This is a genomic window from Flavobacterium sp. 20NA77.7, assembly GCF_031326205.1.
GTDB lineage: Bacteria > Bacteroidota > Bacteroidia > Flavobacteriales > Flavobacteriaceae > Flavobacterium > Flavobacterium nakdongensis.
The window spans coordinates 622,136-642,896 of the sequence record NZ_CP133721.1; the positions used below are offsets into that span (position 1 = coordinate 622,136).

General features: G+C 33.1%; 15 protein-coding genes. 6 read left to right on the forward strand and 9 right to left on the reverse strand.

Annotated elements, in window-relative coordinates:
- Window positions 1-12 precede the first annotated feature (12 nt).
- The 3 genes from RF683_RS02600 to RF683_RS02610 all read left to right on the forward strand — a co-directional run bounded on the left by RF683_RS02600 (window position 13) and on the right by RF683_RS02610 (window position 7,283).
- Complete coding sequence (locus RF683_RS02600) at window positions 13-5,556, forward strand: beta strand repeat-containing protein (RefSeq protein ID WP_309532660.1); 5,544 nt, start codon at window positions 13-15, stop codon at window positions 5,554-5,556.
- Window positions 5,557-5,579: 23 nt separating this feature from the next.
- Window positions 5,580-6,404: a glycine-rich protein gene (locus RF683_RS02605; RefSeq protein WP_309532661.1), complete on the forward strand. Its 825-nt coding sequence runs from the start codon at window positions 5,580-5,582 to the stop codon at window positions 6,402-6,404.
- 63 nt (window positions 6,405-6,467) lie between these two features.
- Entirely contained in the window at window positions 6,468-7,283 is an 816-nt protein-coding gene (locus tag RF683_RS02610; protein ID WP_309532662.1) for a purine-nucleoside phosphorylase, read from the forward strand.
- Window positions 7,284-7,300: 17 nt separating this feature from the next.
- Here RF683_RS02610 and RF683_RS02615 read toward each other — a convergent pair whose 3' ends face one another.
- The 9 genes from RF683_RS02615 to recF all read right to left on the reverse strand — a co-directional run bounded on the left by RF683_RS02615 (window position 7,301) and on the right by recF (window position 17,301).
- Entirely contained in the window at window positions 7,301-9,463 is a 2,163-nt protein-coding gene (locus RF683_RS02615; protein WP_309532663.1) for a tetratricopeptide repeat-containing hybrid sensor histidine kinase/response regulator, read from the reverse strand.
- Between the two features lie 141 nt (window positions 9,464-9,604).
- Window positions 9,605-10,615 carry a type I glyceraldehyde-3-phosphate dehydrogenase gene (gene gap / locus RF683_RS02620; protein WP_309532664.1) on the reverse strand — a complete coding sequence of 337 codons (1,011 nt, stop codon included), beginning with the start codon at window positions 10,613-10,615 and terminating at the stop codon, window positions 9,605-9,607.
- Between the two features lie 117 nt (window positions 10,616-10,732).
- A complete protein-coding gene (lipA, locus tag RF683_RS02625; RefSeq protein ID WP_309532665.1) occupies window positions 10,733-11,599 on the reverse strand; it encodes a lipoyl synthase in 867 nt (288 codons plus the stop codon).
- A 107-nt stretch (window positions 11,600-11,706) separates the two neighbouring features.
- A complete protein-coding gene (locus RF683_RS02630; RefSeq protein ID WP_309532666.1) occupies window positions 11,707-12,522 on the reverse strand; it encodes an energy transducer TonB in 816 nt (271 codons plus the stop codon).
- A gap of 103 nt (window positions 12,523-12,625) precedes the next feature.
- Entirely contained in the window at window positions 12,626-13,192 is a 567-nt protein-coding gene (locus RF683_RS02635) for an RNA polymerase sigma factor (protein ID WP_309532667.1), read from the reverse strand.
- Window positions 13,183-14,292, reverse strand: a complete 1,110-nt coding sequence (locus RF683_RS02640; RefSeq protein WP_309532668.1) for a glycosyltransferase — start codon at window positions 14,290-14,292, stop codon at window positions 13,183-13,185. Before RF683_RS02640 ends, RF683_RS02635 begins: the two co-directional genes overlap by 10 nt.
- 172 nt (window positions 14,293-14,464) lie before the next feature.
- Window positions 14,465-15,478, reverse strand: coding sequence for a UDP-N-acetylmuramate dehydrogenase (gene murB / locus RF683_RS02645; RefSeq protein WP_309532669.1), 1,014 nt, complete (start codon window positions 15,476-15,478; stop codon window positions 14,465-14,467).
- A 46-nt stretch (window positions 15,479-15,524) separates the two neighbouring features.
- Window positions 15,525-16,217: a thioredoxin domain-containing protein gene (locus tag RF683_RS02650; protein ID WP_309532670.1), complete on the reverse strand. Its 693-nt coding sequence runs from the start codon at window positions 16,215-16,217 to the stop codon at window positions 15,525-15,527.
- A gap of 4 nt (window positions 16,218-16,221) precedes the next feature.
- Window positions 16,222-17,301, reverse strand: a complete 1,080-nt coding sequence (gene recF / locus RF683_RS02655; protein ID WP_309532671.1) for a DNA replication/repair protein RecF — start codon at window positions 17,299-17,301, stop codon at window positions 16,222-16,224.
- Between the two features lie 205 nt (window positions 17,302-17,506).
- Between recF and RF683_RS02660 the strand changes: the two genes are divergently transcribed.
- The 3 genes from RF683_RS02660 (at window position 17,507) to mutL (ending at window position 20,761) form a co-directional block, all read left to right on the forward strand.
- On the forward strand, window positions 17,507-18,301 hold the full coding sequence (locus RF683_RS02660; RefSeq protein ID WP_309532672.1) for a tetratricopeptide repeat protein: 795 nt from the start codon (window positions 17,507-17,509) through the stop codon (window positions 18,299-18,301).
- On the forward strand, window positions 18,301-18,786 hold the full coding sequence (gene ribH, locus RF683_RS02665; RefSeq protein ID WP_309532673.1) for a 6,7-dimethyl-8-ribityllumazine synthase: 486 nt from the start codon (window positions 18,301-18,303) through the stop codon (window positions 18,784-18,786). The genes RF683_RS02660 and ribH overlap by 1 nt, the downstream gene beginning before the upstream one ends.
- A 130-nt stretch (window positions 18,787-18,916) precedes the next feature.
- Window positions 18,917-20,761, forward strand: a complete 1,845-nt coding sequence (gene mutL, locus RF683_RS02670; RefSeq protein ID WP_309532674.1) for a DNA mismatch repair endonuclease MutL — start codon at window positions 18,917-18,919, stop codon at window positions 20,759-20,761.

The window sequence follows — 20,761 nt, forward strand, 5'->3', positions numbered from 1 at the left end:
GAAAAGAAAAGAATGAGAAAGATATATTTATTTTTAATAGTACTAGTATCGTTTGTTGGATTTGCTCAAAACGGCATTTCCTATCAGGCATTAATAGTAAATCCTGCTGGAGAGCAATTACCGGGAGTTAATAATACCAATACCCCTTTATCAAACAAATTGGTTTGTTTACGTTTTGCTATAATTGATCATACAAATCAAATAGAATACCTAGAAACTCAGAAAGTGACTACAGATGCTTATGGTATTGTGAATTTAGTAATTGGTACAGGTCAACAAGTAGGAGGGTATGCGTCTACCTTTTCGAATGTTGTTTGGGGTAATAACCCAAAAAGTTTACGTGTTGAACTAGATGCGAATGGTGTTTGTACTTATTTTACAACGATAAGTAATCAACCTTTCACTTATGTTCCTTTTGCGTATTATGCAGCCAATACAGATGTTGAAAATGCTACGACCATTAGCACAGGCTTGGTTCAATTGGCAGGAGATTTAGGTGGTGTTGGTACTACAGCTACTGCACCGATAATTTCAAATAATGCGATAACTACAGCAAAGTTAAATAATGGTGCTGTTACTCCGATAAAGATAGCTTCAGGAGCAAATAATACGGTTTTAGTTACTGATTCGACTGGGAATGTAGCCTGGATAGATAGCGCCTCATTTGGTGCGGTTGCCGATCAGACTACGATTCAGGGAGCTGGGACAACAGCTAATCCCTTCAAAGTAAAAGATTTAGGAATCGTAACAAATAAAATTGCAGATTTAGCGGTGACTACGGCAAAACTTGCAAATGGAGCGGTTACTAATGCTAAAATTGGGGAAGTAATCTCTGTTCCAAATGGAGGTACGGGTGCGTCTACCTTAACAGGATATGTAAAAGGAAATGGAACAGCTGCGATGACAGCTACTTCTTCTATTCCTGTAGCAGATGTAATTGGTGCCCAAACAACAGCTAATTTATCAACAAATATAACTTCAAACACAGGATCGACAACAATGTATCCTAGTGTGTCTGCTGTTGAAACTTTTGTTGCCAATAATGCTATGCCAGACGCTACTACTACCGTAAAAGGGAAAGTGAAACTTGCAGGAGACTTAGGCGGAACAGCCGATTTGCCAACAGTTCCTGGATTAGCAAATAAAGAAAATACGATTTCTGCAGGAACTACTTCGCAATATTGGAGAGGGGATAAAACGTGGCAAACATTAGATAAAACGGCAGTTGGGTTAGGAAATGTTGATAATACCGCAGATGCTGATAAGCCAGTTTCTACAGCTGTTCAAACAGCGTTAAATGCTAAAGAAGATGCAGTAAATAAATCTACTACTACGACATTAGGAACAAGCGATGTATTGTTTCCAACGCAAAATGCAGTTAAAGTTTATGTAGATAGCCAAATTTCTAACGCTACTATTCCAGATGCTACTACTACCGTAAAAGGGAAAGTGAAACTTGCTGGAGACTTAGGCGGAACAGCCGATTTGCCAACAGTTCCTGGATTAGCAAATAAAGAAAATACGATTGCTGCAGGAACTACTTCGCAATATTGGAGAGGGGATAAAACGTGGCAAACATTAGATAAAACGGCAGTTGGGTTAGGAAATGTTGATAATACCGCTGATGCTGATAAGCCAGTTTCTACAGCTGTTCAAACAGCATTAAATGGTAAGGAAGATGCAGTAAATAAATCCACTACTACGACATTAGGAACAAGCGATGTATTATTTCCAACACAAAATGCGGTTAAAGTTTATGTAGATAGTCAAATTTCTAATGCTACTATTCCAGATGCTACTACTACCGTAAAAGGGAAAGTGAAACTTGCAGGAGACTTAGGCGGAACAGCCGATTTGCCAACAGTTCCTGGATTAGCAAATAAAGAAAATACGATTGCTGCAGGAACTACTTCGCAATATTGGAGAGGGGATAAAACGTGGCAAACATTAGATAAAACGGCAGTTGGTTTAGGAAATGTTGATAATACCGCAGATGCTGATAAGCCAGTTTCTACAGCTGTTCAAACAGCATTAAATGGTAAGGAAGATGCAGTAAATAAATCTACTACTACGACATTAGGAACAAGCGATGTATTATTTCCAACGCAAAATGCAGTTAAAACATATGTAGATACTCAAATAAATGCTAATGCTACTCCAGATGCTACTGCAACCGTAAAAGGTAAACTACAGTTAGCTGGAGATTTAGCCGGTACAGGTTCTTCTGCAGGAAGTCCAGTAATTTCAAATGCCGCAATCAATACAGTAAAAATTGCGAATGCCGCAGTTACTCCAGTAAAAATTCAACCAGGATCTAATGATTCGGTTTTAGTTACCGATGCCACTGGAAATGTTACTTGGTTAGATAAAAGTGCTTTTGGAGCTGTAGCTGATTTAACTACAATTGATGGGGTAGGTACTACAGCCAATCCTTTTAAAGTTAAAGACTTAGGAGTTGTGACTGCAAAATTAGCTAATAACGCGGTTACGACAGCTAAATTAGCAGATGATGCTGTTACGAATGCAAAAATTGGAGAAATAATTTCTGTCGAAAATGGTGGTTCAGGAGCAGATATGAGCATAACTGCAGGATATATAAAACAAACCACAACAGGAGCAAACTTTTCAACGGTTTCTTCTATTCCCGTTACTGATGTTACGGGTGCAGTTCGTTCAGTAAATGGAGTTGTACCAGCATCAGATGGTAATGTTGCAGTGATTATTGGTAGGGTTTTTACGGGTTCCCCAGTTAATCCTGATTTGGCAACATCTATCATAAATGCAAGTCCAGCGAAACAATCTTCAGATATTTATATTGTGGCTTCGACAGGTAATCCAAATAATGGACGTACATTTATTTATGACGGAACCAATTGGCTTGAAGTAGCTACCGATTTATCTACAACGGATGCACGTTATGTGAATGTGGATGGAGACACAATGGAAGGGAATTTAACAGTTCCTACAGGAACAAAAATCATAATAGCTGATGCGCCAACAGGTAGTACTGATGCCGTAAATAAAGCTTATGTTGATGGATTAGTGGCCTCTTCAGCAACACCTGACGCAACTTCTTCTGTTAAAGGAAAAATAAAACTGGCAGGAGATTTAGGAGGAACAGCTGATGCTCCCACAGTTCCAGATTTGGCGTTGAAAGCACCGTTGGAATCTCCAAGTTTAACAGGAACACCTTTAGCACCTACAGCAACACCAGGTACAAATACAACACAAATTGCAACTACTGCGTTTGTAACAGCAGCTACTTCAGGTATGCAGGAAGCAATAACATTAACAACTACGGGTACAGGTGCGGCATCATTAGTAGGTTCTACCTTAAATATACCAACACCAAATAATGGTACAGTAACCAATGTAGCAGCCTTAACTATTGGAATTTCAGGAACTGATGTTACATCAACAGTAGCAAATTCTACAACTACTCCAGTAATTACATTAAATGTACCAACGGCTTCAGCAACAAACAGAGGTGCTTTGAGTACAGCTGATTGGACCACTTTTAACAATAAAATTGGAGGTAGCGGAACTACTAATTTTGTTCCAAAATTTACAAGTTCAAATGGACTTGGTGATAGTAATATTTTTGATGATGGCACTAATGTGGGGATAGGAACTAGTTCACCAGTCAGTAAATTTGAGACTGTTGGAGATATTAAATCTAGAAACTCTGCAAATACAAATTCAATTGTACTTAACACATCTCTTTCATCTGTGGATGTGACCAGTTCAAGTAGAACTTTTAGATTTGCAAGTTATTCAGGAGCAACATACAATAGTTTAATTAATGGAACTGTGTATGCTGCGGGTCTATTAGGAACTACTCAACTATCATTGAATACTAATGGAAATCAACCAATTACATTTGCTACAAATGATTGGCTTGAGCGAATGAGAATTCAACCAACTACAGGAAATGTTGGTATAGGTACAAATGCCCCAGCTACAAGGTTGCAAGTAAATTCTTCAATCTCAACAAATACGATTAATACAGAAGGTATATTCAGAATGCAACGTCCTCAAAATCCAGGTGTAAAATGGGAAAATATTGCTCAATTTAATTTAGGAAGTTATGCTGTTACATCTGGTAATACTAATGCTACCAGTAGATTAGATTTAGCTATGAATGATGGTGATGGAGTTGCTACTAATAATGTAATGACATGGCAAGCTAATGGATATGTCGGTTTTAGCACCACTTCACCTCTTTCACTATTGTCAAATGCAGCAGCAGGAACTAATTTTGTATCATCAAATAGCGCTATACAAAGTACAAATGGAATTAGTTGGTTGACAAATAATGCTGGTTACAATACCTCGTTATATAACTCAAATAATGTAGTAGGTTCTAATGGTTTACAGGTTAAAGTTGCAAATACTTCAAACCAAACTATTGCATTTGAAGTAGGACAAAATTCATCAATAACTGGAGTTTCAACGCCATATTTTAATGTCTTAGGGAATAGCTATGTTGGTGTAGGTACAAATACACCAATTAGTACTTTTTCTAATACAGCGAATGCAATTCAAGGAACCAATTCTACAAATGCATTTAATGGAGGTTTAACCTGGTCTACTCCTGGAACTGGTTTTGTTGGGTCTTTTTATTCTCAACCTGCAACGGGTAATGGATTACAAGTTAAAATTGCAGGTAATACAAGTTCAAATAATGCATTAGAAATATCAACTGCAGCTACACAAACAGGAATGCCAACGCCATTATTCAATGTGTTAGGAAATGGTTTTGTTGGGGTAGGAAATAATTCTCCATCTGGAGTATTTGAAATAGCCACAACTAATGGTTTAAGTTCAATCATAAAAAGATATGGAAATTCAACACAAGCAGCAGCTAATTTAATTCTTCAAAAAACTTATGGATTAAGTCCAACAGCTCATGGTTCAGGAATATTAAGTACAGATTATGTGGGTAGAATCTTGTTCAGTGCCTCAAATGGGACTTCTTATCCTTTAAATGGTACAGATATTGTTGGTTATGCAGCAGGTAATCAAACTGCCACAAATAATGGAGGTGGAATTTTTTTTAGAACTGTTCCTCAAAATAGCGTAGCACAATCAATAGAGAGAATGCGTATTGATGATCAAGGAAATATAGGTATAGGTACATCAGCTCCTGTAGCACAATTACATACTACAGGTACAGTTAGATTCGATGGAGCGGGTACGCCAGGTGCTGGAAAGGTATTAACTTCAGATGCATCAGGAAACGCAACTTGGCAAAATGCAGTTGGTTCAACTACAGTATCAAATAGAACAGCTAATTTTACATTAACTTCCTCTGACAATGCCGGATTTATTGTTGTTAATAGCGCTTCATTAGTTACCGTAACCGTTCCTTCAACACTACCAGCAGGGTTTTATTGTCAAATCATTCAACAAGGAGCAGGACAGGTTCAAATAGTAGGATCTGGTGTTACTATGAATAGTGCTTTAGGTTTTTTTACTCGAGCACAAGGATCGTCTATAGGAATTATGATGTCAACTAGTACAACAGGCTTTGTGTCTGGAGATACTGGATTATAAAAAAATAAAAAAATAATAGTAAAATGAAAAAACTAATTTTAGCACTTTTTTTTCCGTTTTTTATTTCGGCGCAAATTGCTCCCGAGTTTATTCATTTGAAACCAATGTTTACTAAAACAGCTCAGTTTAGTTACACAGGAACAGATCAACAATGGGTGGTTCCCTTGGGAGTTACTCAAGTTTTTATAGATGTTTTTGGTGCACAAGGAGGCACTTCTACCTCTCCAGGAGCAGGAGGTTTAGGCGGAAAAGTTAGAGCAGTATTAAATGTTACACCTGGCGAAACACTATTTTTAATGGTTGGAGGCCAACCTACTTCAAGATTAGCAGTTTACGGAAATGGAGGAAATGGAGGTACAAATACATCTAACGTTAATAATCAGAGTATGGCAGGCGGAGGTATGTCAGGAGTATTTAGAACATCAATTAGTATGGCTAATGCTTTGTTGATTGCCGGCGGCGGCGGCGGCGGCGCGAAAGGTAGAAATGGCGGTGCTGGAGGTGGTTTGACGGGTTTGGTATCAACTGATGATGCTACTAGAGGTGGTAAAGGTGGTACACAAACTGCAGGTGGAGCAGCCGGTAGTCCATTAGATGGACAGGTTACAAATCCAACTGCGGGGCAATTAGGCCAAGGTGGCGCAGGGGGTGTAATTAATTCGGGTACTTGGAATTCCGGCGGCGGTGGCGGTGCAGGTTATTATGGCGGCGGTGGCGGTGCAGGCGGTGGAAATTATTTTAGTGGTGGTGGTGGCGGTTCATCTTGGGCACATTCATCTTGCTTTCAAATATCCACAATAGCTAATTTTAATTCTGGACATGGCAAAATTGTAATTTATTATAATTAAGAATTATCCTCATCTTTTATATCATAATAATATTGTATTTTTGATAGATAAATAATATCAATTATGTGGGATAAAGTTCAAGAATCTGTTTTTTATATTCAATCACAAACAAATTCTTTTATACCTGAGTTTGGTATAATACTTGGCTCGGGATTAGGAAATTTTGTAGAAGATATTGATGTTATTTACACAATTGATTATAAAGATATTCCTCATTTTCCTATTTCTACAGTAGAAGGTCATAAAGGGACATTAGTTTTTGGTACTATTGGTTCAAAAAAAGTTGTGGCTATGCAAGGTCGTTTTCATTTTTATGAAGGATATGATACTAAACAAATTACTTTCCCTGTTCGCGTATTAAAACATCTTGGGATTCATTTATTAATTGTTTCCAATGCTTCAGGAGGTGTTAATCCAAAATTTATAGTGGGTGATATTATGGTGCTAAAAGACCATATTAATATGATACCTGATCATCCCTTAAGAGGAACTAATGATGAACGATTTGGTCCTCGATTTGTTAACATGAGTGAACCTTATAATAGATTCTTTATTGCTAAAGCTAAAGAAATTGCTAACAGGTTATCTATAGATTTAAAAGAAGGAATTTATTTAGCCTTGCAAGGCCCAACATTTGAAACCTTAGCCGAATATAAATATGTTAAAGCTGTAGGTGCAGATTGCGTAGGTATGTCAACCGTTCCTGAAGTGATTGTAGCTCGTCATATGAATTTAGATTGTTTCGGAATTTCTGTAATTACTGATATGGGTAATGAAGAAGAAATTCAGGAAGTAAATCACAATGAAGTTTTAGAAGCTGCAAAAAAAGCTGAACCTAAAGTTAGAGCTTTGATAAAAAACTTAATTCTTGAAGCATAACTAATACACGTATGTGATTAAAAAAATGAAGCAATTACTTCATATAAATGTTCGGGTTTAAAAGGCTTTGTAACTACATCACTCATTCCAAATTCCAACAAGGTTTCTCTATTTTCATTTAAAGAAATTGCAGTCAAAGCAATTATAGGTGTATGTGCGTTAAAGGTTCTAATTTGTTCTGTTGCTTCTGTCCCATTTATACCTGGTAAATGAACATCCATTAAAACTAAATCATAATTATTTTTAGCTAATTCACTAATAGCTTCTTCTCCGTTGTCAATAATGGTGCAAATCATGCCTTTGTTTTCTAGCATTTTTTGAGTTATCATTTGGTTTATCTTATTGTCTTCAACTAATAAAACACATTTTCCATTTAAATTTTCTAAAGATTTTACGTCGTTTGAAAGGAGCGCTTCGGAAGAACTAATTGCAGATTTTTCTAAAATTAAATCAAAACAAAACACACTTCCTTGGTTTACATCGCTTTCAAGTGTAATTTCGCTACCTAATAATTCAACTATTTTCTTTACAATAGATAATCCTAGTCCAGTTCCGCCATACGTTCTATTAATTTCCACGGAGCCTTGTGTGAAGCTATCAAAAATAGTGGCAATTTTTTCTTTTGGAATTCCTATTCCATTATCCTTGATAGTAAATGCTAATTTTATATTTTCATCTCGCTCTTCAATTTGCTTTATTGTTAACCATACATCTCCGTTTTTAGTAAATTTAATAGCATTATTAATTAAATTTATTAATATTTGAGAGAGTTTTGTGGGGTCTCCAATGTAATTAGTTAAACCATTTAACTGAATGTCAGTATGAAAATTTACGTTGTTTTTGATGATGAATTCATTAAATGATTGTTTAATATTGGTCACTAATTCATTCAAATTAAAATCAATTTTTTCTACTTGTACTACATCTGATTCTAATCGGTTAATTTCAAGAATATCGTTAATGAAATTCAATAAATAGCTTCCTGAAAACTCCAAAGATTTTAAATAATTTAATTGACTTGCTCTTGGTTTTTCTTGCAAGAGTAAGTAGGTTATGCCGTTTATAGCATTAAGAGGTGTTCGTAATTCATGACTAACGGTAGACAAAAATTCCGCTCTAGCTTTTGAAGCTTGTTCGGCTTTCTCTTTTTCTTTTGTAAGTTCTTTGTTTTTGTCTTCTAAGAGTTTGAATGTATTATTTCTAATTTTATTATTTTTATATAATGAAAAACTGAGCAAGGACAATATAGCAATTAGGGCAATGCTCAAAATACTAATTAATTTTGAAAATTTCATTGATTTGAGTTGGTCTTGTTTTTCATTTTCTAATTTTTCAACTAAATCAAGTTGGCTATCATATTCTTTTTTATTTAAAAGATAATTTTCATCAGTAGCGGAGTTGCTTTTTTCTTTTAAATCATTTATTTTTCTTAAATATTGATTTGCACTTTTAAAATCGCCGTTCTTTTCACTCAAAAGAATTAATTTTTTAAGAATTTTATTTTTGATTAAAAAATTAGGATTTTTTTCTGCTAGCTCATATGCATTTTGAAAGGCGGGGTAGGCTTTTTCGTCTTCATTTTGTAAGGTATAAATTTCTCCCAATTGAAAAAAAGCTTCCACTTTTGTGTTTTCAAATTCATTATTTTGAGAAACAATGGTGTTGAAAACAGTAATGGCTTCGTCAAATTTTTTATTTGCTTTAAGTACTAATCCTTTTTGTAGTTCAACTAATAAAAAGGCATCTGAAAGCGGTAAATTATTGTAAATTTCAAATGATTTAGTAAAATATAAATTAGCTAGTTTTTGATTGTTTTTTAGTAAATAACTTTTGCCAAGTGAAAAATACGTTTTGGCTAATTTTGAATTTGAAATATTTTTCGTTTGAAAATAATTGGTGCATCTAATAAAGTAAACTAAAGCTTCTTCAGGTTTATTATTTTCTAAATAAAGAGTTCCTAAAAAATAATAAGAATCTATTTTTTTACTTTCATTTTTTGTTTTCTTAGCAAAAGAAACGGCTTTACGAGCATACTTAATTGCATTGTCAATTTGAAATTGCTCTTCAGCACTATAATTAGCTAATTCTAAATAATAGTCAATACTATCTTGTGTAACTTTCTTTTCTTGCGAGTAGCAAAATAAGGTAAGTAAATAAATAAAAATAGCCAATTTTTTCATATGTAGATAATCATTTGTTTTTCATAGGTCATATGTTATCGCTTTATCTTCATTGGTGTTTGTTTGCAACAAACTACTTGTTAGTGGCGATTTCATAGGTCAATTTGCCTGAAAACATTTAAAATAAAAATAAAAGTACAATTATTTTTTAGAAATAAAAATGATTAAATCAATTAGGCGAGAGGAATAGCCAATTTCATTGTCATACCAACCTACAATTTTAACTAAATTATCGATAACAGACGTAAGTTGCGCATCAAAAACACAGGAGTGTGTATTGCCAATAATATCTACAGAAACTATAGGGTCTTCGGTATAGGCCATGATGCCTTTTAACGATGTTGTTGTCGCTTTTTTAAATGCTGCATTAATGGTTTCAATAGAGACTTCGTTTTTTACATGGCAGGTTATGTCTGTTAACGAACCGTCTGGTACAGGAACACGTATGCCACAGCCACCTATTTTACCTTCAAGATTGGGGAATATTTTGGTTAAAGCTTTAGCTGCTCCAGTTGTGGTAGGTACAATAGATTGTGCCGCGCCTCTTGCACGTCTTAAGTCTTTATGTGGCTGGTCATGTAAACTTTGGTCGGTGGTATAAGAATGAACAGTAGTAATATAGGCTTGTTTTATACCACATAATTCGTCAATAATTTTGAGCATAGGTGCAGCATTGTTCGTTGTGCAACTTGCATTAGAAATAATACCTTCAGAACCATCTAAAATATGTTCGTTTACACCCAATACAACAGTTTTAATCACTTCATCTTCGGGGGGAGCTGATAAAATAACTTTTTTGGCTCCTGCCAAAATATGCTGCTGCGCTAATTCATACGTTTTAAATTTTCCTGTTGCCTCAATTACAATATCAACATGTAAAGTTTTCCAAGGTAAGTTTGAGATATTTTTTTCGTGATAAAACGCAAATTTTTGATTTGAAATAAGTAGGTTTTGTTCGTCAAATGAAACATCATGAGACAAGACTCCATGTATGCTGTCATATTTAACCAAATGACTCATTGTTTTTGTGTCAGCAATGTCGTTAATGGCAACAATTTCTATATTTGGATGATTCAGAAGTAATCTGAATAGATTTCTTCCAATTCTTCCAAAACCATTAATGGCTACTTTTATTTTTGTTTCAGGTTTCAAGTTTCAGATTTCAAGTTTAGCTGCGCTCCGTTTGGCTGCACCTCGGGTCAGGTTGAAAAGTTATAGTTTCCAAAATAAATTTGTTACTCACTAATTATTTTTTACTAATTACTAAAATTAATGAATATGTTTTTCAGCATGGTAAGAAGAACGAACTAAAGCACCACTTTCTACATGTCTAAAACCTAATTTTTTACCTATTTCTTCATATTTTGCAAATTGTTCGGGAGTAATAAATTCTTTTACAGGTAAATGTTTTTTACTTGGTTGTAAATATTGACCAATAGTTACAATATCTACTTTAGCAGCGGATAAGTCATGTAAGGTTTCAATTACTTCTTCTTCGGTTTCACCTAAACCAAGCATAATACCTGATTTAGTTCTGTTAATCCCTTGGTCTTTTAAATAGCGTAATACGTCTAAACTTCTTTCATATTTCGCTTGAATACGGACTTCACGTGTCAATCGTTTTACCGTTTCCATATTGTGAGAAACTACTTCGGGAGCCACATCAATAATGCGATTTAGTATTTTTTCATTTCCTTGAAAATCAGGAATTAATGTTTCCAAAGTAGTCGTTGGATTCATTCGTCTAATTGCTTTTACCGTTTCTGCCCAAATGATTGACCCCATGTCTTTTAAATCATCTCGGTCTACACTCGTTATTACAGCATGTTTAATGTTCATTATTTTTATAGAACGGGCTACTTTTTCAGGCTCTTCCCAATCAACTTCTTCGGGACGCCCAGTTTTTACACCACAAAAGCCACATGAACGGGTGCAAATATTTCCTAAAATCATAAAGGTTGCTGTGCCTTCTCCCCAACATTCACCCATATTTGGACAACTACCAGATGTGCAAATTGTGTTTAGTTTATATTTGTCAACTAATCCTCTTAATTCGGTATATTTTTGACCCGTAGGTAATTTTACGCGCAACCATTTTGGTTTAGGCTGCGGAGGAAAAACATTTTCAGACGCCATATTAAATAGTAATAATGAATGACAAAGATACAAAACGTTCAAAAAACAAATCATAAAAAAACCACAAAATGAATTCACTTTGTGGTTTATAGTAAGTACTACTAAATTTAGTCTTCTATTTCGGTTACCATTATTTTTATAGGTAGCATTTTTTCAGATCGAACAGCAATTCCATTTGATTTTCCAGGTTCCCATTTTTGTTTCATAGATTGTAAAACTCTAATGGCTTCTTTTTCTAATTTTTCATCGCCATTATTCAGCATTTTTATAGAAGAAATACTGCCGTCAGTTTCAATAATAAAAGATAATTCAATATACACATATTCTTTATTGAAATCGCTTGGAATTTTAAACTTTGAAGCCACATATTCTCTGAATTTATTAATGCCACCAGGAAACGATGCGGACTCTGAAACAATATTCATACTGCCTCCTCCGCCATTTCCTCCACCAGATGTTCCACCTGAGCTTGTAGTTATTGTTGTAAATGGATTACCTTCAGTTCCGGGTTTTTTACCATTTTCACTGCCATTAGGATTGAATGGTTCCTTTCCTGGAATTTCTACTGGCTTAGGGGTTACTATATCACTGATTCTTGGTGTGTCGTGAATATTTGGCCTTGTGTTTTTTTTAGTGTTTTTTTCTCCATGTTGCTTTTCTGTTTTAGGTTTCATTTTGCTAGGTTCCACAAATACTACTGATGGTTCTAATTTTGGACAGGCATGAATAATTGGTTCTTCATATTTAGTAGTCGAAAAAGAAACTAATCCTAATCCTGTTGCAACTAAAACGACTGCTATGCATAATGCTTTAAGTGTAGTGCGATCATTTTCTTGTCTTAATTGATACGCTCCATAGGCTTTGTTTTTTCCTTCAAAAACAACTTCTAGCCAACTGTTTTTTTCTACGTTGAAATTTGACATAATAATATAGTTTAAGGTTAATGATTAAGAATAATACAATACCTTATGAAATTATCGTGCCAAAATGCAATAAAAAGTTAAATTTAATGTAAAAAATAAAAATTTATTTTTTAGTATGGATGATTTCTGCTAATAATTTTTTAGCTCTCAGAAGTTTAATTTTGATGTTATTCAGTGGCTCATCAATATGATTTGCCATTTCTTGGTAACTCATTTCTTGGAAATATCTAAGTTGAATAACTTCTTGATAAGCAGGCTTTAATTCTTTAATGTGTTGCAGTAATTGAGATAGATTTTGCTCGGTAATGATTTTATCTTCAGCAGAAGGTGTTTCGTCTGCTATAGCATATGCATATTGATCATTTGCCTCTGAATTATCAATAAAAAGTGATGTTTTCTTCTTTCTTAGTAAATCAATATGTACGTTTTTGGCAATAGCAATTAGCCATGTATTAAAACCAAAATCAGGATTATATGTTTGTATTTTGTCAAATGCTTTGGCAAACGTTTCTATAACAATATCCTCTGTATCGGTTTCGTTTTCAGTTCGTTTAAGCATATAGCCATAGACTTCATTCCAATAATGGTCTAACAAGAAGGTAAAGGCAACTTGATCGCCTTGTTTTGCTTTTTGAATAAAAGCGCTAATATGTTCTTGTTTTAATTCCAATTTGTTTTTTTTGAAAATAAACTTGCAATGGCAATTCGAATATGTGTAAATAAAACTATAAATTCAAATAGGGGATATCCAAAAACAATGTCTTTTTCTTTTAATTTTGAAGCACCATACCCAATTACAATCCAGTTAAAAATATACCTAAAACTCAACAAAATGGTTACTACAATCCAATTGTATTGAAACGCAAGTAATACAATGGCTAAACATATAAAAAAGAACTGGGAGATGAAATGTGTGGCCAATTGAAATTGGTCAAATCCTTTATAATATTTTGCAGATGTAATTTGATCTTTCTTTAACTGCAGCCAAGACGAATAACTTGTTCTGCTATCTGAATAGGTAAAACTAGTCGTGTTTATTGTTGTATTTTCTGCTGTTGAAGCTTGATTGATAAATAGGTCATCATCACCTGTTCTAATTTTCATGTGGTCCATGAATCCTCTTACATTGAAAAATTCACTTTTTTTATAGGCTAAATTTTTACCAATTCCTTTATATGGTTTATTTATTTTAGCCCATGAAAAATATTGAATAGCAGCTAAAGCGCCATCAAAACGAATTAATTTATTTAAAAACGAACCTTTGATTTTATAATAGGAACTATAGCCTAATACAATTGTTTTTTTCACAGTAAAGTGTGCCGTCATATCTTCAATCCAATTTTCATTTTCGGGTCTGCAACTAGCATCTGTAAAAAGTAAATATTCGTATTTAGCGGCTTTAATTCCTAATGTTAAGGCATATTTTTTATTTCCCCAGAATGCTTCATTATTTTTAACTTTAACTAGTTTAATAAATGCATATTGTTTTTCATAAGCTTCTAATAGGTCTAGTGAATCATCACTTGAATCGTCATCAATCACAACTAATTCAAAATGGGGGTAATTTTGAGAAAGTAAAATAGGCAGTAGTACTTTTAAATTTTCACATTCATTTTTTGCCCAAATAATAACTGACACAGGAATTTTTTTAGGTGTGCCTGCTTGAGGTTTAGCAAATGCAAACCGACTAAAGACAAAGCCATAGTAACAAAATTGAATGCTAAAAAAAACTATAAATGCTATAAAAAGTATGCTTAATATCGTTTCCATATTCCTTACTAAAAGTTGTGCAAAGGTACTTTAATTTTGCTAAGTTTCAAATGAAAAGTAAAATGTAAAAAGTTTCAGAGTTGCAAAGTTGACTTCTAAACTGATAATTTGTAATTCCCCGCATCCCCCACCAAACATTCAGACTTAAAGTTAAAGAGTTCAAGTTTCAAAATTAAATCACATTAACTTCAGCTTCAATACTTATACCGAATTTTTCTTTTACAGTTTGTTGAATGTTCTGAGCAACCGCCCAAATTTCACTTCCAGTTGCATGGCCATAATTTACTAAAACTAATGCTTGTTTAGCATGGATGCCAGCATCGCCAAATCGTTTACCTTTAAAGCCTGCTTGTTCAATTAACCATCCTGCAGGCACTTTAACTGTAGTTTCTGAAACAGGGTAGTGTGGAATAGTTGGATAATCTAATTTTGCTTTTTCATAAATTTCTATAGGAACTACTGGGTTTTTAAAGAAGCTTCCACTGTTGCCCAATTCTTTTGGATCAGGAAGTTTACTTTGTCTAATCGCAATTACAGCGTTACTAACGTCTTGTATAGTCGGATTTATAATGCCTGTTTTTTCTAATTCTAAATCAATAGCACCATAAGAAGTGTTTATTTTGTGATTTTTTTTAGTCAATTTAAATGTTACCGTTAAAATGATGTATTTGTTTTTTAAACGGCCTTTAAAAATACTTTCTCGATAACCAAAATTACAGTCTTCTTTAGTAAAAGTTACTGTTTTTTGAGTGGCAATTTCCATTGCTTCACAAGAAACAAACGTATCTTTTATTTCAACACCATACGCACCAATATTTTGAACAGGTGTAGCACCTACATTCCCCGGAATGAGAGATAAGTTTTCAATGCCTCCAAAATTACGTTCCATGCACCAAACGACAAATTCATGCCATACTTCACCTGCTTGTCCTTTTACCCAAACAAAATCATCATTTTCATCTATAACTTCAATTCCTTTATTGTTGATATGTAGTACTAAAGCATCAATATCTTTGGTTAAGAGCATGTTGCTTCCACCAGCTAAAACAAATAATTTTTTCTGTTGATTTTCTTTTAAAATAGTAGCCAAATCAGCTTCATTTTGAATGGCTACAAATTCTTTTGCTGAGGCTTCAATGCCAAAAGTATTATACTTTTTTAAGGATTGATTTTGTATGATGTTCATGGGTTTATTGTAAAAAGTAAAAAGTAAAAAGTAAAAAGAACTATTTTTAATTTATTTCTTTTCTCAAATCTTCTTCGCTTACAAATTCGTTTTTCTTAAAGGTTTCTTTGCCATTTTTGTAAACTAAAATAACAGGCAATCCTTGATAACCTAAGTCATTAAATAACGATTTGTTTTTGTCAGCATCTATACGATAAATAATAACTTTGTTTGCCAATTCAGTATTCATTTTTTCTAAATAAGGAGCCATTTTTTTGCATGGTGCACACCATTCTGCATAAAAATCAACAACTACAATTTTATCAGAAATTAGTAATTTGGCATATTCTTCTTTAGTCATTCCTGTCCAAGCTGAATTTGTTTGAGGATTTGCTTTGCTCCATGCTAAATAGCCGCCATTTAATTCAATCACTTCTTTGAAACCTAATTCTTTAAGTTCAGAAGCTGCTCTTTTGCTTCTTCCGCCACTTAGGCAATAAACAAGAACAGGTTTTGTTTTGTCTAATTCACCCACTAATGGACGCCAAGTTTCGCTTGACAAACTAATATTTTTAGCATTAGTTATGTGACCACCTTTAAATTCATCTTCCGTTCTTACATCAATAAGCTGTATTTCTGAATTTTTTTCTAATGTAGATTTAAATTCTGCTACGTCTACACTTTTAAAATTTTGACTATTGGTACAACTTATAGATAATGTTACAACTACAGTTGCAATAATTGATTTTAAATTTTTCATCTTTTTAAATAGTAAATATCTTATAGGCTTTATGTGTTTGTTTGATTATTTCTTCTGTTCGTTCAGGATGCGTATCGGATATAAAAATTTGTCCAAATACATCATCATTAACCATGTTTACAATTTGTTGTACTCTGTATGCATCTAATTTATCAAAAATATCATCAAATAATAAAATAGGCAAGGTTTTACTTTGATTTTTTACAAATTCAAATTGCGCTAGTTTTAAAGCAATTAAAAAAGATTTTTGTTGCCCTTGAGAACCAAATTTTCTTACTGGATATTCATTTATCTCAAAACGTAAATCATCTTTGTGTATTCCGCAAGTACTAAATTGTGCTATCCTATCACGTTGTAAATGTATTTCCAAAAGCTCCTCGAGCGAGGCTTCATGTAGCTGACTTTCATATACAATGGTAACTTGTTCGGCATTTTCAGAAATAATTTCGTAGTACTTTTGAAAAATAGGTACAAATTGTTGTAAAAATGAATTTCGTCTTTCAAAAATGAGTTGACCTAAATACGAAATTTGTTCGTTGTAAATAGCCAAGTTATCTTTGTCAAATGTTTGATTAAGTGCAAAATATTTTAACAATGCATTTCTTTGCGCAACTGTTTTTTGATAATTTATAAGATGTTGTAAATAAGCAGGGTCTGATGTTGAAATGACATTGTCAATAAACTTTCTTCGCGTTTCACTACCTTCAATTATCAAATCCACATCACTTGGAGAAATAATAACTATTGGAATTAAACCAATATGTTCAGAAAACTTTTCATAGGCTTTGCCATTTCGTTTTAAAACCTTTTTTTGCCCTTTTTTAAAACTACAGACAATGTGTTCGTTTCTAAGTTCTTTGTCAAAAATACCATCAATTACAAAGAAATCTTCGCCATGTTTAATGTTTTGTGTAGCTAAAGGATTAAAGTAACTTTTTCCAATTGCCAAATGATAAATTGCATCTAGGATAGTGGTTTTGCCTACGCCATTTTTACCTACAATAGCATTAATCTTGCTTTCAAATTCAAATGAATTTTCGGCAATATTTTTATAATTAATAAGAGAAAGCGACTTTAAATACACCTTAAAATTTAATTTTTAGCATACAAATGTAAGTTCAATTTTTAAAACTTGTATATAGAATACTAAAATTGTTTAAAGTCTTTGTTTTATCCTTAAATTAAATCAATTGTATTATTTTTTTAAATAACTCGTAAAATACCCTAAAAAATTTATGCAAATTTCAATAAAAGTTATATTTTTGCACCTCTAATAAAAGTTTAGACAAATGGCAACGTATAATAAAAGAGGATTTAAGGCGGCTAAAGAGAAAGAAGCAAAAGAGCCAGCATTTGACACAACTGTTGAAGATATCAACGTTAACGAAAATGAAAGCACCACTGCAGGTGTTTTTAATGCGTTAGACGAAAAAGCAAATAAGACAGAAGAATGGGTAATTAAAAATCAAAAAGCTATTCTTACTGTTATTGGAATTTTAGCTTTTATTACTTTAGGCTACATATTATATAATAAATTTGTAGCTACACCAAAAGAAGAAGAAGCTTTCAAAGAAATGTTCCAAGCACAAACGTATTTTCAACAAGCCGTTGATGCTACGGAGAAACAAGATTCATTATATAAGTTAGCCTTAAAAGGAGGAGAAGGTAAATTAGGTTTTGAAGGTATTATTAATGAATATTCAGGTACTAAAGCAGCTAAGTTAGCAGAATATTACGCTGGAATATCATTTTTGAATTTAAAAGATTTTAATAATGCAATAAAGCATTTAGACCAGTTTACTTCATCGGATAAAGTATTAACTGCTTTAGCACTTGGAGCAAAAGGCGATGCGAATGTTGAATTAAATAAAAATGATGAAGCGCTTAAATTGTATGTAGAAGCTGCAAACTTAGACGATAACGATTTTATTACACCTAGATTTTTATTTAAAGCAGCAAACTTAGCTATCCTAGCTAATAAAAAAGAAGAAGCATTAGGATATTTGAAAACAATTAAAGAAAAGTACGAAACTTCACAAGAAGGTTATAATATTGATGCGTTAATTGCTACATTAGAACAATAATGGCTACTGAAAATAAAAATTTATCTAATTACGATAAAAACACAATCCCAAACGCGAAAGACTTTCGGTTTGGGATTGTTGTTTCAGAATGGAATGAACAAGTAACCGAAGGTCTTTTTCAAGGCGCGTATCAAGCATTAACTGATTGCGGTGCGTTGCCTGAAAACATTGTTAGATGGAATGTTCCAGGAAGTTTTGAGCTTATTTTTGGTGCCAAACAGATGCATGAGAAACTACAACTAGATGCTGTAATTGTCATAGGTTGTGTAATTAAAGGAGAGACCATGCATTTTGAGTTTGTTTGTGAAGGCGTTACACATGGAATAAAAGATTTAAATTTGAAATACACTATTCCTACAATTTTTTGTGTATTAACAGATAATACGATGCAGCAATCTATAGATAGGAGTGGAGGTAAACATGGAAATAAAGGTGTTGAGGCCGCTATCGCTGCCATAAATATGGTCGAATTAAATAAAAAATAGTTTCACAATATTTAGTGTAAAAACCTAACAGAATAAATAACTGTTAGGTTTTTTTATTTTTATGATTTTGTAAACATAAAAAGCCAATAGATTTTCACTAAATTTGTCCTATAATAAAAAATAAAGACTAATGTCTGGGATTATTCAATTATTACCTGATCATGTAGCTAATCAAATTGCAGCTGGAGAAGTCGTACAACGACCAGCCTCTGTTGTTAAGGAATTGGTTGAAAATGCCGTTGATGCAAAAGCAAGTGAGATAAAACTTGTTGTTAAAGATGCCGGAAAAACATTGATTCAGGTGATAGATAATGGAGTAGGTATGAATGTAACTGATGCACGTTTGTGCTTTGAACGACACGCTACTTCAAAAATTAAACATGCTGAAGATTTATTTGCCTTACACACTAAAGGTTTTAGAGGAGAAGCTTTAGCATCTATTGCTGCTGTAGCACATGTAGAAATGAAAACCAAGCAAGATCAGCAAGAATTAGGAACACATATTATTATTGAAGGGAGTAAATTTGTTTCTCAAGAAGTAGCTGTTGTGCCAAAAGGAACTTCATTTTTAGTTAAGAATTTATTTTTTAATATTCCGGCTCGTCGCAATTTTTTAAAGTCAGATAACATAGAGTTAAAACACATTATTGATGAATTTGAGCGTGTGGCAATGGCCCATCCGTCTATTCATTTTATAATGATAAGTAATGGATCAGAAGTCTTTAATTTACCTAGTTCTAATTACCGTCAACGTATAGTCAATATTTTTGGTGGAAAAACAAATGAAAAATTAGTTCCTGTTAATGAAGAAACAGAAATTGTCTCAGTTACTGGTTTTGTTGGTAAACCAGAATTTTCTAAGAAAACAAGATCAGAGCAGTTTTTCTTTGTCAATGATCGATTTATAAAGAGTGGGTTTTTACATCATGCTATAATGAGTGCCTATGAAGGCCTATTGAGAACCAATGATCAACCGAGTTATTTTTTATTTTTGCAAGTTCCTAGACATACCATAGATATTAACATTCATCCTACAAAAACAGAAATTAAATTTGATGATGAGCAAGCTCTCTATGCTATACTTCGTTCTACAATTAAACACAGTTTAGGTATGTTTAATGTTGTGCCAGCACTAGATTTTGAAAGAGATGCAACATTAGATACGCCGTATAATTATAAAAATAAAGAGGCAGATGTGCCAATTATTCAAGTTGATAGTACATATAACCCATTTACAGCTTCTAATGAGTCGGTAAAATCTTCAGTATATTCGCGTAATGTAAATAAGAATGAAAATAATGGCTCTTGGGAAAGTTTATACGTTGGATTAAAACGAGATACATTTGAAGTCGAAAAAAGCATATTAGAAACAGATGGTGTAATGAGTAAGTTATTTGATGAGGAAACAACAGAATCAAAATCATTACTCTATCAATTAAACCGAAAATATATAGTCAATAGTATTAAGTCAGGCTTATTGATTATTCATCAAAGTAGGGCACATCAACGTGTTTTGTATGAGCAATTTTTAACTAACATTACGTTACAACAAGCTTCTAGTCAGCAATTGTTATTTCCTTTATCATTAATTTTTGCAAAAGATGAGTTGCGTTTACTTAAAGAGTTACAACCTACATTAGAAGGAATAGGTTTTTTGTTTGAAGCAAGTAAACAAGATGCACTTATCATTTTAGGTATTCCTGCTCAAGTAACAGAATCTGAAGTAGCACCTATTTTACAGGATTTGATTTATAACCTACAGAAAGAAGTACCCGAAGATAGTTTTTCGTTAAGCGATAGTATTGCCAAATTTATGGCAAAAAGTGTAGCTGTAAAGTCGGGAAAATTATTGAACGAAACAGAATTAAGTAATTTGGTCAATGCCTTATTTGCTTGTAAAGAACCCAATTTTTCGCCTTATAATAAACCTATATTTATTACATTAACTACAGAAGATTTAGATAAAAGATTTTAA